Genomic DNA, 16,268 nt, shown 5'->3' with positions numbered 1-16,268 from the left:
GAAGGGGGTACTCTTGTCCCGAAATGCCGATCTCCAGTCCCGCCGTATCGCGGCTATTCCACGCGGCGTCGCCAATGCGACCGATCGCTATGTCGCGCGAGCGCGCAATGCCGAGATCTGGGATCTGGATGGGCAGCGCTTTATAGATTTCGCTGCGGGCATCGCGGTGCTCAATACCGGTCATTGTCATCCGCGGGTACTCACCGCCGTGCGCGAGCAACTCGACCGTTTCACCCACACTGCATTTCAGGTGCTGCCTTACGAGCCCTATGTCCAGCTGGCCGAGCGCCTGAATGCCATCGCGCCTTTTTCAGGTGAGGCGCAAACTATCCTTTTTACAACCGGCGCTGAGGCCGTTGAAAATGCAGTCAAAATTGCCCGTCGTCACACGGGTCGGTCGGATGTAATTGCTTTCACAGGCGCTTTTCATGGCCGCACGCTGTTGGCTTCCACGCTTACCGGTAAAGTCACACCCTACAAAGCCGGGTTTGGCAATTTGCCGGCGGGCATTCACCATGTTCCTTTCCCCTCCGGCGAAGTGAGTGTGGAAGAAAGCCTAAGGGCGCTCGACCTCATGCTGAGTTGCAGCGTTGATCCTCAGCAAGTCGCCGCCATTATTATTGAACCGGTGCAGGGGGAAGGCGGGTTTTATCCCACGTCCCATGCTTTGCTCAGGGCGCTGCGCGAGATTTGCGATCGCTACGGTATCATGCTGATCGTGGATGAGGTGCAGACCGGATTTGCCCGTACTGGCACCATGTTCGCGATCGAGCAGAGCGGCGTTGAACCCGATATCGTTTCAGTGGCCAAGGCGCTTGGTGGCGGTTTCCCGCTGGCTGGTGTCATCGCGCGCAAGGATATTATCGATTCCGTGCCTCCCGGAGGGCTCGGTACGACCTATGGCGGATCGCCGCTTGCTTGTGTCGCTGCGCTTGAAGTTCTGGATATCATTGAGGACGAGGCGCTGGCAGCCAGAGCGCAGTCTATCGGAGCGAAATTGCAGCGGGCGATCGCGAATTTCGGTAAGCGGAATGATGCAGTCCGCATTTCGGCTCCGCGAGGGCTGGGCGCCATGGTGGCTTTCGATGTGCTGGATGAGAACGGTGATTACGATCCAGCGGAAGCCAAGGCTATCGTTTCCCGGGCGCTCGAAGAAGGTCTGTGCATTCTGACCTGTGGTGCGATGGGGCAGGCAATCCGAATTCTGGTGCCGTTGACGATCGAGGACGACCATCTGCATGAAGGTATCGCCATGCTGGAACGCGCGCTTACGGGAGCGGCCTCATGAGCGATTTTGCGTGTCTTTCGCGCCGGGATCTGGTTCGGGAAGCGGCTTATATCGCGGGTAGATGGCAGGCAGATGGCTCCTGCATCAGCGTGACAAACCCCGCAAATGGCGAACTGCTCGGGAGCATTCCCGATTTCGGTGCAGAAGAAACCCGGCAAGCTGTGACAGCGGCGCACCAGGCCTTGCCCGCGTGGCGCGCCTTGCCCGCCCGCGAGCGAGGAAGGATTCTGCGCCGCTGGTTCGAACTTGTGCGAGATAATCTCGAAGATCTGGCTCGTATCCTAACGCTCGAGCAGGGAAAGCCACTCGCCGAAGCGCGTGGGGAGGTCGCCTCCAGCGCAGCCTATCTGGAATGGTTTTCGGAAGAGGCGCGGCGCTCTTATGGTTCGGTCATCCCCGCAAATCAAACCGATAAGAGGCTGCTGGTGACGAAAGAACCGGTCGGTGTGGTGGCCGCGATCACGCCGTGGAATTTCCCTTCCTCCATGATCCCGCGCAAGGTGGGCCCGGCGCTTGCCGTCGGATGCACGATGGTGTTGAAGCCCTCGGAACTCACCCCGTTTTCAGCGCTGGCGCTTGCCGTTCTGGCTGAAGAAGCGGGTGTGCCAGCGGGCGTCTTCAATGTCGTAACCGGCGCCCCCCAGCCTATTGGGGATGTGCTGGTCGAAGATGAAAGAGTCGCCAAGTTTACCTTCACCGGCTCGACCGCAGTGGGCAAGGCTCTGGCAGCGCGCTGTATGGGCACGGTCAAGCGGGTAAGCCTTGAACTCGGCGGAAATGCACCATTCATCGTTTTTGCCGATGCTGATATCGATGCCGCAGTAGACGGCGCATTGATGTCGAAATTCCGCAATGCAGGCCAGACCTGCGTCTGCGCGAACCGCTTCTTCGTTGAAGATGCGATCTATGACGTCTTCGTTCTGCGGCTGGCGGCAAAAGTGAACGAATTGCGCTCCGGCAACGGGCTGGAAGAAGGCATCACGCAGGGACCTCTTATTAATATGCAGGCACGCCAGAAGGTGGAGCGGCATCTTGAGGATGCGGTGGCGCGGGGCGGCAGAATTCTCACCGGTGGCTGTCCGGATAACAGGTCGGGAACTTTCTTTCCCCCGACTGTGCTCGCCGATGTCGATCGCGATTCCTTGCTTTGCCGGGAGGAGACTTTCGGCCCGATTGCCGGCATCATTCGGATAAGCGGGGAAAATGATGCCATTGCGCTGGCGAATGATAATCGGGCCGGTCTGGCCGCCTATGTCTATACAGGTAATCTGACCCGAGCGCACCGGATCAGTGAGCGGTTGGAATATGGTATGGTCGGCGTCAATACGGGCCTTGTGAGTTCCGAAGTGGCCCCATTTGGCGGTATGAAGGAATCTGGGTTCGGACGCGAAGGGGGCCGGGAAGGGCTTGATGATTACTGCAATACGAAGCTTACGGTGCTCGATATTCCGGCTGGTGGAACATGAGTGAAGCCACCCCGCCCCCCGGCCAGTTCGCACCCGAAGCCTACCGCGCGGCTGATCCCGCCGCCATCGTGCGGGCCTACCCGTTCGCAACGCTGACAACGGCGAACAAGCAGGGAATTTACGCTACGCAGACACCGATCTTTTTTGAGCATGACGATGACGAGATGGTGCTGATTGGCCATCTCGCGCGGCGCAATTCGCAGGCGCCCGCGCTTGCCACCGGTCAGCACGCTCTGGTTATGTTTACCGGACCGCATGCCTATATTTCGAGCCGTTGGTACAAGGACAAGCCGCAAGTTCCGACTTGGGATTACATCTCTGCTCAGGCGCGGGGGACGCTGGAAGTACTGGACGACGATGAAAGCCAGTTGATGGTTCTTCGGCGCAGTGCCGATTTGCTTGAACCTAAGGATGGCACGGGATGGACACTGGAGGATGCGCCGGAGGACCGTATCGAATTGCTGCTGCCTATGATTCGGTCGTTCCGGATAAGGCTGGACAAGCTGGAAGGCGTGACCAAGCTCACTCAGACTCACCCGCGGCCCGACCAGTTGCGCGTTGCCGAAGCTCTGGCGCAAAGCGAGGATAGTCGGGCGATTTCCCGGATGATCAAAGCCCTGCCTGAAGACGGGTGACCGAGACGGTCAGATTGCAGAAGGAAAGCCCGGTGTCGCAGCCGGGCTTTTTTGTGCCCCGGTTCACCCGCCCGGCTGTTATTTTGGCCTTAAAGTTGCGCGTGTCGCCTCTCAGATAGTATCAGAATATAAACAATGGAGAATGCCATGAGCAGCCAACCGACCAATCCGATCATCTATGTCAAAAGTGCCTGTCCGTTCTGCCTCAAATTGCGGATATTTCTGACCGAGGCCGGACTTGCGGATATTTTCTACTTTGTCACATTCGAGGATGGCGATGAAACGCATAAGGCGCTGCGCAAGCGGATGCAGGATGCCGGTCAGGAACCGAGCTTCCCCGCCGCTGAACAAGCCGACAATTCGTTGAAAACGGGCAGCGACGATCTGATTACTCTCTATGCTCGGGAGGCGAATATCGATCCTGCGCAACTGGATCTTCTGACCTATTACGAAAATGGCGTTTTTCCCGCGCATATCGAGATGTTTCGCAAACTCCAGTCCTAGGGCTGAAGGCGCTTTTCGCATAGTCACGGAGAGCAAAAGAGCCGGGCGATTGGCCCGGCTCTTCCCGCACGATCTTTCAACTGGGGAATGCCCAGGCCTAATAGCGATAGGCAGCCGTGATGCCGACGGTTCTGGGCCTGAACGTTGAATTGGTCAGCAGCGGTGAGCCGTAGAACAGCCGGTAACGGCCTAGTTCGGGCCTGCTATCCAGAAGATTGTTCACGAAGAGCGAAATATCGACCGGTCCGCGATCGATGCCCGCGCGCAGATTGAGCATATTGGTCTCATCCGCATTGGTAATCATCGGATCGTAATCATAGGCGTTCGGGTTGGGGGCGGGTGCCTTTGACCCGTAGGAATAGTCGACCCGGGCATATCCATCGCGTTCCGGCCCGAAAAGCGGGAAGGCATATTCACCCGAAAGAGTGAAATTCCAGCGAGGGCCATTATAGACATATTGCCCATCCTCCACGATCACGACGCTGTTGCTGACGATAATGTCCTCGTCGAATTTTGCATCGACGAAACCCACAGCGGCCCCCAGCGTCAGACCATCCGTTGGCCGCGCTTGCAGAGAGAGGTCGAAACCGTTGCTGGTCGCTTCACCCGTATTCTCGATGAAACTTGACCCGCATGTCGGCAGATAGAGCGACGTTTGAATGTCGTTCCACTTGATATGAAACGCGCTCGCTTCGACTGACAGGCCGCGTCCGAAGGGAGAACTTTTGACCCCGGCTTCATAGGACCACACACTATCGGAATCGTAGGTGGTCGGCGATTCATCATAGCCAAGACCCTGCACATCTGCGCTGCACAATTGCGGAACCTGTGTCTGCGCGCCGCCCGGACGGAAGCCCTTGGCAACGGTGCTGTAGAGCATGGTATCCGGCGTTGCCTGCCACTTGACACCGAAGCGCGGCGTGACTGAGGTTTCACTTGCTTTACCCCTTGTCTCGATCGTGCCCCCCGCAAAGGGTCCCACGGCATATTGCTGATGCGTCACCTTGATGTCGGCGACACGCACCCCAGCAAGCAGCGTTACCCCGTCCGTCACTTGGAAATTGGCTTCGCCAAAGCCGGCAATCTGCTTGGTCTTGGTGAAAGTGGTGCTGTCATAAATATAGAAGTCGTCGAGATAGCCTTGGCCGAAGAAGGTCTCTATACCGAAACCATAGGCATTCTGGATCAGTGTATCGAGATATTCATCGCGGTTGCGCTGATAGGCTGTCTGGCGCTGATTGCTGTAAAAGCCGCCGATGACGACATTGAAGGCACCGCCATCGTCATATTGCGCACGAAGTTCCTGCGTGAAGTTGCGCTGACGGTCCCCGAAATATCCGGTTGCGATCTGTCCCTCCAAGGTAGGATAAGGGCTGCCAGGAAGAACAAGCTCGGCATCGAAATTGGTGTAATCGCGAATTTCGTCCTGATCGCGATGAAACCACGATGTGGTCGAGATCAGCTGAAGCGATCCCATGTCCCATTCGACATTGACCGAGGGGATGTAGAATTCGTCATCCTGCGATTGCGGCTGAACATAGGCGTTTCGGAAATCGCCTTCACCGGAATTGCTCAGACCTTCCCAATAGCCGCTCGTATCGTCGATTTTGACCTTTTGATAGAAAATCGATGGCGTGATGCGCAGATTGGAAGTCGGTTCCCAAGCGAGAGCACCCTTCAGCGCCAATGTGTCCTGGCTATTGGCATTTTCGCTGACCACATCGCCGCTTACCCGATCGACCCGGTTCACCCATCCACCATCGCGGCGATAATAGGCGCTGGCGCGAAAACCGAGCGAACCTTGCGCCAATGGGCCGCCAAGTGCCGCGCCGGCTTCATAGCTGGCAGCACCATCGCGGGTGGTGGCAAGTTCCGCCCGGCCGTAGGCCGAGTATTCGTCGAGATCGGGCTGCGGCGTGATAAAACGCACAGCCCCGCCTTCGGCCCCGGCACCGAACAGCGTGCCTTGGGGCCCGCGCAGAACTTCGACCCGCTGGAGATCGAAGACTTTCGGATAAGTGTTGGCAGAAGAGAAACCCACAGCGCGCGATTGGATCGGTACGTCGTCAATATAGATTCCGGTCGTCGCGGCACCATCTGTCGACTGGATACCGCGGATCGAGATATTTGTGTTGGAACCTGAAAAGCGGCTTTCGCGCCGGAAGTTGAGGCCGGGGGTCAGGCGGGTGAGATCCTCGACCGAGCGAACACCCTGATCATCCATCTTCTCCTGCGAAAAGGCGGCGATGCTGGCTGGTACATCGCTCACCCGTTCAGCCCTGCGGGTAGCGGTAACTACAATGGTGGTGTCCGTTCCGCTGCGCTCAGCACTTTGTCCACCGCCGGTTGTCTGGGCGTGCAGCGCAGCGCACCACCATGGGGATGCAAGCATGGTCGCCGCTACAGCAGTGGTTTTGATTGTTTCCCTGAACCTTTTCATATCGGCCCCTTTTCTTTGAAGGATGCCCAGCTGCCCTCTGTCACGTGGCTGCAGTCTTGCTGCATTATCCTGAGCCGTCTTGTTGTTCCTGCGGTGGGCATGATCGCCCAAAAGCCGGTTTTCGTAAGTTGCCAATGATGTGATCAGTGGTGCGTGAACGGCACCATTCAGAGAGACACCACACCAGCCTCTCGCAGAGCTGGCTCGCAAGCGTCCAGTGCATCACGGGCAATCAGCATGATCCTGTCGATTTCCTCGTGGGTAATGATCAGAGGAGGGCTCATGACCAAAGTGTCCTTAACAGCACGCAGCATCAGCCCGCGCTCGATACAGGCATCGCGGATCAGCGCGCCGGCTAGTCCGGGCTTTGCGCCAAAGCGCTGCGAGGTGCCTTTTTCGGATGTGATTTCAATGGCGCCCAGCAGACCGATCGAGCGTACTTCGCCCACCAGAGGATGATCCGACAATGTTTGTAATGCTTGCGCAAGATAGGGGCCTGTGTCGGACTTCGTCCGCATTACCAGTCCTTCGCGCTCGATTATATCGATATTGGCCAGCGCGACCGCTGCTGCGGTCGGGTGGCCTGAATAGGTATAGCCATGAACGAAGGGAGCGTGGGCGGCGCGAATGGTTTCCACCACATGGTCTGCCATGGCAGTGGCTGAAATTGGCAGATATCCTGAGGACAGCCCCTTCGCCATCGAAACCAGATCAGGCTGGATGTCGAAATGCTGGAAGCCGAACCATTCTCCGATCCTGCCATAGCCGCAGATCACTTCGTCGCAGCCCAGCAGAACGCCATATTTACGGGCGATTTCTTCCACGCGTTTCCAGTAACCGCGCGGGGGTATGATAACACCGCCAGCCCCTTGCACCGGCTCGCCGAAAATCATGGCCACCCGTTCAGGCCCGACTTCGATCAGCTTGTTCTCAATCGCCTGTGCCGCGCGTGCGGAGAAAGCGTCTTCATCTTCATCCTCGCGCTGTTCCTCGAAGGAATAAGGCTGCATCACATGTTCATGGTCAGGAACCCAGGGGCCGCCCTGATTATGCATGGAGACCATGCCGCCCATGCTGACACCACCGATGGTGGAGCCGTGATAGCCATTCTTGCGCCCGATGATCACGGAGCGCTGCGGCTCACCCTTTGCCTGCCAGTAATAGCGGGCCGTGCGGACCAGCGTATCAACCGCTTCGGAGCCCGAATTGTTGAAGAAGACATGCGAGAGCGAACCGCCCAGCAGATCTGCGATGCGCGCAGCAAGCGCGATTGTCGGCGGAGCGGCGGTGCGGAAGAAGGAATTGTAGAAGGGGAGCTGCACCATCTGTTCATGCGCGATATCGGCCAGTTCCCTGCGCCCGTAACCGATTTGGGTACACCACAGGCCAGCCATCGCATCGAGGATTTCGTTGCCTTCCGCGTCCCAGATGGTGGAACCTTCCCCCCTGACGATGATCCGGCTGCCTCCGGAGCTTTCCTGAAGGGCCCAGTCCTGTTGCGGAGGAAGGTGATGCGCCACATCGAGACGGCGCAGATCAGCATTGTCGTAGGAAGGCGCAGAACGCATAGGAAATCCTTTCCGAAATCAAGAAGAAGAGCATCAGAGGCGCATGGCGCGTCCTAGCGGGCGGCCCAGAAGCAGGATGGCGAGGCCACCGCTCGCGACGATCGCCGCATGCATCAGCCAGAAGGTTGCGCTTGGGACAACCTCGTAGAAGCGTCCCATCCAGCCGCTGGCAATGGAACCGAAGAAAATCGCGATGTAAAATACGGACATCATCAGCGCGTTGATCGATGCCGGCGCAACTCTGGCGAAGAGAGCGAGCCCGATCGGCACCACGAAAAGATAGCCCGATGCGCAGATGAAATGAAAAGCGATCGGCCAGATAATGGCGACCCGCCCGCTGCCGGCAAGGAACTGCCCCAGCGCCAGTGTCAGGCAAGCTGCGGCAAAGAGAAAGCAGCCGGTCATCAGCTTGCCCAGATCGCCCGGCTCGATATTCCGTGTCGCCTGTTTGCGCCATAGAAACATGATGGCCGGCGCCAGCAGCAGCACGGCGAGGGCGTCGATGGACTGAAACCAGGTGATCGGAACAGTCAGACCCATCAGGCCGCGATCGACATTATCGCGCACCCAGAGCGGATAGGTGTTCCACACCTGCGTCTGCGCGGTCCAGAACAGGGTCAGGATCACCAGCATCGCGAGCAGACCGAAAATCGCTCTGCCGTCGCCAGGCTGTAATGTCGCTCTGTCCTCTCCGGTGGTTTTCGGCTCAGCCGGAAGATGATGCCGCCCGGCCAGATAGGCGATCAGGCCCAATGTCATGCCGACACCGGCAGCGCCGAAACCGTAATGCCAGCCATAGACTTCGCCCAGCGTGCCGCAGATCAAGGGCGCAATGAACGCCCCCAGATTGACGCCGACATAATATATGGAGAATGCCCGGTCGCGGCGCTGATCTTCAGGCTTGTAAAGCATGCCCACCTGCGCGGCGAGATTCCCCTTGAGCAGCCCGCAACCCAGCACGATACACAGCAGCGCGATAAGGAAGGCGAATTCGAACGCCATCAGGAAATGGCCGAGCACCATCACACCCGCGCCGAGGCTGACGGAAAGCGTCCGCCCCAACACCCGGTCGCCCAGCAATCCGCCAAAGACCGGCATAAGATAGACCAGCCCGCCATATATTCCGAAAATCTGCGTGGCGAGCGCCTGTGTCGTCAGGGGACCGAAAACCGTTTCCACGAGCCAACGAAACATCGTGAAGCCGGCGACATTTTCGATTGTACCGGGATGCAGAAGATAGCCGGTCATATAGAGGACCAGCAGCGCCTGCATGCCGTAGAAGGAAAACCGCTCCCACGCTTCGGTGAAGACGATATAGACGAGGCCGCGCGGATGGCCGAACAGCTCCGCGCTCTGCTTCGGCGCGCGGGTTGGTTTCCCGGCAAGGGCGGTCATTGCAAAGCCTCCACTGCAGCATTGAAGAAATCGTCATCTGCGACCGCTTCAGCGCCCAGCGCTTTGGAGCGTGCGCTCCAGACCACGATCACCACATTTTGCGCGGGATTGACGTAAATATACTGGCCGAAAATGCCGCCCGCCCGGAATGCGCCGTCGCGATACGATCCATCCGACCCGCAGACGGGCCACCACATATAGCCATAATGGCCCAGGCCCGGCGCTTCGATTGCGGGCCCGCCGGCATCGCGCACCCAGCCTTCGGGCAATAGTCGCTCGCTGCCGATTTTGCCGTCACTGGCCATGAACAGACCCAGCCGTCCATAATCGCGCAGGGTCGCGCTCAGGCCGCTGCCCGCCACTTCCAGCCCCCCAGGGGCTTCCAGCCACCAGGCCGCGTCGCTGTCCATGCCGAGGCGCGACCAGAGCGTTTCGGAAAGATAATCGGCGAGAAATTTTCCGGTCGCCGCCTGAACCAGCGCGCCTGCAATATGCGTCTCGCCGGTGCTATATGTCCATTGTTCGCCCGGCTCAGCTACGCGTGGCAAGCCTGCCATATAGCGCATGATCGCGCCCGGCTCCTGCGAGAGTTGCAGATCAAGCATGGTCCGCCTGTCCGACGCCGGATCATTGTAATCTTCACGCCAGCGCACACCGGAAGCCATGCGCAGCAACTGGCCGACGGTCACGCCGTCATAAGCGCTGCCATGCAGGCCGGGGAGGTAGCCGGTCAGAGGATCATCGATACTGCCAATATACCCCTGATGCAGCGCGATGCCTGCGAGTGTCGATGTGACCGATTTGGCCATCGACATCGACATCCAGCGCGATTGCGCATCATGGCCATATTCGTGATTTTCAAAGCGGACCGCACCGTCTTTGAGGATCAGCAGACCGACCCCGCGATTGCGCGAAATATAGTCATAGATGTCGCAGGTCTTGCCGCTCGATAGAAACTGGAAATAAGGCAGTTCTTCGGTGTGTTTGACCAGCGGAGAGGACGCGTCCCCTTTCCGAATGATGCGGGTGGGGAAGGCATGGCGAATGGCGCGAAACGCTTCAATCTGTTCGCCGGGCAAGAGACGCCCGCCATAAATCGCGTGCAGCCAGTCGGCCGATAGAGGGCGGGCCGACAGCTCATTCTGCGGGCCGATACTGCCAAGAACCTTGTCCGTGTCGGCCCCCAGCAGCGGAGGTGCGCGGCGATAGGTGACGGGGGTTGCCGAAAATTCGATCGGACAGGCGACCCCCGGCAGATCGCCATGCGTCCTGGAATGAAAGCTGATCTGGCGTCCGCGCTCGCGAATCTGCCGCTCGGCAAACAAATCGCGGATTGTATTGACCGGGCCGCTAGGGATGCCCGCAGCGAGCAAGGCTGCCAGCCAGTCTTTGGCACTGCGTTTCATGAGCTGGACGGTGACAAGGTCGCGCAAGGCGCTGCGATGAGCCACCCGGTCGGCATTGGTGACAAAGCGGGCATCGTTGGCCAGTTCAGGAAGGTCGATGACCTCGCAAAAGCGGGCGAATTGGGCGTCATTGCCGACCGCCAGAATGATATCCCGGTCGCTGGTGGCAAAAACGTCATATGGGGCGATGCTGGGATGCGTGTTCCCGAGGCGCTGCGGATTTTCGCCTGATACGAGATAGGAAAGCGCCTGATTGGCAAGGGCAGCCGTCATGCTGTCCAGCAGCGACACGGAAATATGCTGTCCCCGGCCGGAAATTGCGCGCTCATGCAGCGCCGCCAAAATGCCATTGGATGCATAGAGCCCCGTCAGAATATCGACCAGCGCGACGCCCACTTTCACTGGCCCGCTGCCGGGTTCTCCCTCGGGCGTGCCGGTGATGCTCATGAGACCGGATATGCCCTGAATCAGCAGATCATAGCCCGGGCGGTCCGCATCCGGCCCGTCCTGACCGAAGCCGGTTATAGAGCAATATATCAGAGCGGGGTTTTCTACCCCCAGCGCAGCGTAGTCGAGACCGTATTTCGCCAGCCCGCCACGCTTGAAATTCTCCACCACCACGTCTGCGGTGCGGGCCAGAGCCCTGATCTGCCCGGCACCTTCTTCGGTAGCCATATCGATACAGACCGATTTCTTATTGCGATTGGCGCTGAGGAAATAAGCTGAGAGATCCTCCACCTCTTCATTCGAACTTTTTGCATAAGGTGGCCCCCAATGGCGGGTGTCGTCGCCGAGGCCGGGCCGCTCGATCTTGATGACCTCCGCGCCCATATCGCCAAGCAGCTGCGTGGCCCACGGTCCGGCCAGCACACGGCTGAGATCGAGTATGCGAATGCCTTCAAGCGGCCCGGCCTTGTGATCGCTCATGCGAAGGCCGCGATGCCGGTCTGGGCTCGGCCAAGGATCAGCGCGTGAATATCATGCGTGCCTTCATAGGTGTTCACCGCTTCCAGATTGCACATATGTCGCATGACATGAAATTCATCGGCAATGCCGTTGCCGCCATGCATGTCGCGCGCGGCGCGCGCTATTTCCAGCGCTTTGCCCGCGCTGTTGCGCTTGATCAGGGAAATGACTTCCGGGGCACAATCCCCGGTGTCGAGGAGACGCCCGGTGCACAGGCAGGCTTGCAGGCCCAGCGTGATTTCCACCTGCATGTCCACCAGCTTACGCTGGATCAGCTGATTGGCCGCCAGAGGGCGGTTAAACTGCTTTCGTTCCAGCACATAGTCGCGACTACGATGCCAGCAATCGCGCGCCGCACCGAGCGCTCCCCAACCGATCCCGTAACGCGCTTTATTGAGACAACCGAAGGGCCCGCCGAGGCCAGAGGCATGCGGCAGGAGATTGGCGTCCGGGACCAAAACATTGTCCATCACGATTTCGCCGGTAATGGAGGCGCGCAAGGACAGTTTACCGTGTAATTCGGGGGTGGAAAAACCATCCATCCCGCGTTCCAGCACGAAACCGCGGATCACCCCGTCCACCTTGGCCCATACCACCGCTATGTTGGCAATCGGGGCATTGGTGATCCAGGTCTTGGTGCCATTGAGGCGATAACCGCCTTCGACTTTTTCGGCTCGTGCTGCCATATTTCCTGGATCGGAACCGTGATCCGGCTCGGTCAGGCCGAAACATCCAATTGCCTCTCCCGTTGCGAGGGTGGGCAGCCAGCGTTCCTTCTGTTCCTGCGTTCCGTATGCATTGATAGGGTGCATCACGAGCGAGGACTGGACGCTGAGAGCCGAGCGATAGCCGGAATCCACCGCTTCCACTTCATGCGCGACCAATCCATAGACGACATGCCCGGCATCCAGTCCGCCGAACTCCGCCGGAATGGTCACGCCCAGCAGGCCGAGTTCGCCCATTTCGCGCATGATAGCCGGGTCGAAAATTCCGTCGCGATTGGCCTGCAATATGCGCGGAGCGAGCTCCCTTTGAGCATAGGCACGAGCGGTGTCGCGGACCATTCGTTCCTCGTCTGTGAGTTGCGCGTTGAAATTGAGGGGGTCGTCCCAGGAGAAGGGTGGCCTGGCCATGAAAATCAGTTTCCTTGCGAAGTTTCACGCACAGCCCGCTGTTCCCACGGGCCGGGGTTGATGATGAGCGCGTCATTTTCGGAGAAGTGGAGCGCCATCGGATAGCGACCGGGGATAATGAAACCGTCTTCCACCGGCACCAGTTCTTTTCGTTCTCCGGACGGAATCGAGAAAATGGCGCGCCGGTCGCTCGCCATGCCATAAAGCTTGCCGCCCTCCGCAGTCACGCTGAGGCTGGCAATCGGGCTGAAGCGATAAATGCCTTCGATTGCCTGCAGCTGACTGGCCGAGACGCGGCGGCGTTTATCGACTTTCGCGACCGCCTTTGGTTGCTCGGGTACCGAGCTTAAAATAGCATCCCACATCGCCTCGCTGGCGATGGTGGCGATATCTACGGCAGCATATCCGGGCTCGACCGGATCGACTTCCCCGGTTGATACCGCCCACAAGACATCGCCATCGAAAATAGTGGCGAAAGGCTGAATTCCCCGACCCATTGACGTGTGAACCTGCACGGCGAGCCTTTTTAGCTCCGCCGGCGTCATCTTCACGTTGGTCACGACAAGACTGACGGTTGTGTTCTTGCGCATCCCCTCCTTGGGAACCCCGGCCCAGCCGGGAAGGCGACTGTCTGGCAAGCCATTGAGCAGATCGGTCACTTTCAGCTTATCGGGCCAGCCGGCATCCTTGTTGCAGGCCACTACATTGCCGTCACGATCCACCACCGCGCCGAGCGAATTGACCACAGTGAAGGCGGCAATCTTCACGCCATCGACTTCGCGAAATGCACCGCCTTGTCCCGAATGGGCGTTGCAGCCGAACAGGCCGCCGCTTTCGGCCATGCTCCCGGCGCCATGCGGCCCAAGCGGAAAGACGCCCGGTCTGGCCGCGCGAACAGCGGCCTGTGCGAGTTTCTTGTCGGGATAGATTTCATTCAGGCGGCGATTGCCGAAGTCGTAAATGATCGAACCGACCGAAAGACCGATATTGTTCCAATAGCCGCTGCGCTCACCATCATCCTTCAAGGCGCTATCCACGGCGGTGACGCTTTCAAGCCCGTACCAAGACCCGCCCGACAGCACGACCGCATCGAGATCGGGCGTCTCATAGCCGAGATTGAGGAAATCGCTGTTCACCGTACCGGGCGCTCCGCCGCGGACATCCACCGCACCCAGGACCTTGCGACCAAAGTGAATCACGGTGACGCCGGTTGGCCCCTCGCGATATTCTCCGGTGCCTATCTTCATCATCGGCCAGTCGAAAGTCAGTTCGCGCCGGGCTTCAACATTGATTCGTGGTTGAAGAGTAGACTGATCAATGGTCGGTTGACGTACCGGCTTCTCAGGTTGCTTCGCTGCGGCCGGAGCCGACAGTGCAAATGCAGATATCAGGCTGAACATTGTAAAAGCGGATCGACTTTGTGATGACATGCCAAACTCCGTCTCGGGATGAAAACCTCGATCCTTAGACCATGGGCCAGAGCAATCACGCAACGGAAGGCGACTATGGGGCAGGCAATGGTGCTTTTTGAGCACCATTGTCGAATGTACGGAGCAGTATTGGTTGCCGGTTGCGTGCCGAAATGGGCTATACGACGGGGGCCGCCAGTCAGGTGGCGATCGCTCCACATCGCTGGCGCCGCCAGAGTTGGCGAATGGTTCGCCTCCTCGTGTTCTTATCCTAGCGCCTACCCTTCCGAAGGCTCGGCCGAACGGTGTGCGGTCTGCAGAATCTTGCCGATGGCGAGCATATCCTCGTCAGCCTAGCCCTAGCCCTAGCCCTAGGGTTTGCAGAAATGTCTGCCGGCTGAGGTGTGAGAATCAAGAGGCTTTCATTGACTAAGGTTTCGGTGGCTTGGACGCGGCGAGCCTTGGCCTGGTCGTTGCTGCTTTGGAGCATCTTCACTCTGACGGTCGGCGTTTTGGTGTGATTAGTCAAGTGGAGGAACGCAATGAGCAGATACCTGCGAAGGTCTAGGTCACCCCAATCTCTCGCGGCCGCAGCGAGATCTCGATTTCTATCGATTGAAGCTAACGATAAGCGACCGCTTATACCGGCGAGAGATAGGCCCTCAGACTTTGCATAAAGACAGTTAGGGAACTTTCTGGGTTTGTCCCGCTCTTAGGAAATCAGCAGATTGAGCGGAATGACCTAAATTAGGCGCTAAGCTGACATTCGACATTGCCGCATCGAAGGGCAACTATCCGCAAGCTGCGCCCTGAAACCTGCCGTTCCGGTCAGTCCGACATTCCAGCCAATTCGCACGAGCTCATTCTATGTCCTGCTTTCAGAGAACCGGCGGCAGAGCTTTAGTGACTGATTATGGCGCGGCAAGGGCGCGCGGTATCCCGTTTCGAAACGTCCGTTGTTTAAATCCGTGCTGCTGAAAGCGCCCGTTTCGGTTTTCTTTTAAAATCAGTCACCACAAATCATGGCAAAATACCAATTTTGCCATAACTTCATTCGGAATTCTTGTCATAGCGCTATTCCCCGAAATCCCCGATGTGTGACGGGTATGACCCACTGATGGCGCTACAAAACGCCAAATCTATCCAGTGTTACACCCACCCAACTCTTAAATTCCTCTCTATAGCCCAATTTACCTCCCCCAGAGCACTATCCAAGCCAGATTCCCGAAATCATCCCATCCCATTGGTACATTTTTAAAGCATGAATGCGCCCCCCAATCCCCAGGGACCAGCAGGGTGTTATCCCCCCTATTTCTTGAACTTGCTCAAACGCAGACAATGGAAGCGAAGGGGCTCCAGCTCATAGCTGACTTGGGAAATTACTGGCTTGGGAACTTATCATCCGACGTTTCTCGAGAAAAACCATAAAAAATAATAAACATTAAGAAAAATAAATAATTCTAATCCTTATTAAGAAAATGCTTTTCTGTATATTCTAAAGATTCTGGTATGTTTCTATGAAATCTGTTGAGAAATTCAATAAATTTTGATCTTTCTTCCTCGGAAAAGCCCTTGAGAAGTATTTCTTCCCTCGCGCGGGCCATTTGTACGATCTTGCGGTGGGCGGGTTCGCTTTTTTTAGTAGGCCGGGCGAAGCGGCCTTCGCGGCGTCGTTCGATTTCTATCAATTCCTGCTTCTCAAGAGTCTTGAGGCTCTGACTGACGGTGGCTTTATTCATGCTGAGAATATCGCATATTCTCCAAGCCTGTAATTCACCATATTCGTAAAGAATAGAAAGGATGCGTGTTTCGTTCACGCCAAATCCAAGCACATCAAGATAGAGCTTGGATGCATGCCAAGCGTAACTATTATTCGCGACAGTTAGCGCATGCGGCAAAAAGCGATCATTGCGCAGGCAGTCTTCACCATCATATTCTGATGGGTCTCGTTCGGTGGGATTCTCTTTCATCATCTTCCTGAAATATTCGGGCCTTTGAGCTGAAACAAGTGAATGGCCCAGAGGGGGTTGACTGTCCATAGTTTATCCCTAAACGATG

11 protein-coding genes are annotated in these 16,268 nt (G+C 57.7%); 4 read left to right on the top strand and 7 right to left on the bottom strand.

Annotation, left to right across the window (positions count from 1 at the left end; translation table 11 throughout):
- Positions 1-13 precede the first annotated feature (13 nt).
- From GRI91_RS13045 to GRI91_RS13030, 4 genes are all read left to right on the top strand, one after another.
- On the top strand, positions 14-1,288 hold the full coding sequence (locus GRI91_RS13045) for an aspartate aminotransferase family protein (RefSeq protein WP_160737115.1): 1,275 nt from the start codon (positions 14-16) through the stop codon (positions 1,286-1,288).
- The gene (locus GRI91_RS13040; protein ID WP_160737114.1) at positions 1,285-2,754 is read left to right on the top strand and encodes an NAD-dependent succinate-semialdehyde dehydrogenase; all 1,470 of its coding nucleotides are present in this window, start codon (positions 1,285-1,287) and stop codon (positions 2,752-2,754) included. Before GRI91_RS13045 ends, GRI91_RS13040 begins: the two co-directional genes overlap by 4 nt.
- Positions 2,751-3,389, top strand: coding sequence for an FMN-binding negative transcriptional regulator (locus GRI91_RS13035; RefSeq protein WP_160737113.1), 639 nt, complete (start codon positions 2,751-2,753; stop codon positions 3,387-3,389). The genes GRI91_RS13040 and GRI91_RS13035 overlap by 4 nt, the downstream gene beginning before the upstream one ends.
- A gap of 147 nt (positions 3,390-3,536) precedes the next feature.
- The gene (locus GRI91_RS13030; protein ID WP_160737112.1) at positions 3,537-3,893 is read left to right on the top strand and encodes a thioredoxin domain-containing protein; all 357 of its coding nucleotides are present in this window, start codon (positions 3,537-3,539) and stop codon (positions 3,891-3,893) included.
- 97 nt (positions 3,894-3,990) lie between these two features.
- Here GRI91_RS13030 and GRI91_RS13025 read toward each other — a convergent pair whose 3' ends face one another.
- The 7 genes from GRI91_RS13025 to GRI91_RS12995 form a co-directional block, all read right to left on the bottom strand.
- Complete coding sequence (locus tag GRI91_RS13025) at positions 3,991-6,333, bottom strand: TonB-dependent receptor (RefSeq protein ID WP_160737111.1); 2,343 nt, start codon at positions 6,331-6,333, stop codon at positions 3,991-3,993.
- A 167-nt stretch (positions 6,334-6,500) separates the two neighbouring features.
- Positions 6,501-7,901 carry an aminotransferase gene (locus GRI91_RS13020; RefSeq protein ID WP_160737110.1) on the bottom strand — a complete coding sequence of 467 codons (1,401 nt, stop codon included), beginning with the start codon at positions 7,899-7,901 and terminating at the stop codon, positions 6,501-6,503.
- A 33-nt stretch (positions 7,902-7,934) separates the two neighbouring features.
- The gene (locus tag GRI91_RS13015; protein ID WP_160737109.1) at positions 7,935-9,296 is read right to left on the bottom strand and encodes a peptide MFS transporter; all 1,362 of its coding nucleotides are present in this window, start codon (positions 9,294-9,296) and stop codon (positions 7,935-7,937) included.
- Positions 9,293-11,629, bottom strand: coding sequence for a CoA transferase (locus GRI91_RS13010; protein ID WP_160737108.1), 2,337 nt, complete (start codon positions 11,627-11,629; stop codon positions 9,293-9,295). Before GRI91_RS13010 ends, GRI91_RS13015 begins: the two co-directional genes overlap by 4 nt.
- Positions 11,626-12,801, bottom strand: a complete 1,176-nt coding sequence (locus tag GRI91_RS13005) for an acyl-CoA dehydrogenase (RefSeq protein ID WP_160737107.1) — start codon at positions 12,799-12,801, stop codon at positions 11,626-11,628. Before GRI91_RS13005 ends, GRI91_RS13010 begins: the two co-directional genes overlap by 4 nt.
- Positions 12,802-12,806: 5 nt before the next feature.
- Positions 12,807-14,231: a P1 family peptidase gene (locus GRI91_RS13000; protein ID WP_160737106.1), complete on the bottom strand. Its 1,425-nt coding sequence runs from the start codon at positions 14,229-14,231 to the stop codon at positions 12,807-12,809.
- A 1,439-nt stretch (positions 14,232-15,670) separates the two neighbouring features.
- On the bottom strand, positions 15,671-16,249 hold the full coding sequence (locus GRI91_RS12995) for a MarR family winged helix-turn-helix transcriptional regulator (protein WP_160737105.1): 579 nt from the start codon (positions 16,247-16,249) through the stop codon (positions 15,671-15,673).
- Between the last annotated feature and the right edge of the window lie 19 nt (positions 16,250-16,268).

This window comes from Altericroceibacterium endophyticum, assembly GCF_009827595.1.
Taxonomy (GTDB): Bacteria; Pseudomonadota; Alphaproteobacteria; order Sphingomonadales; family Sphingomonadaceae; genus Altericroceibacterium; species Altericroceibacterium endophyticum.
This window is presented reverse-complemented; position numbering and strand designations above follow the sequence as displayed.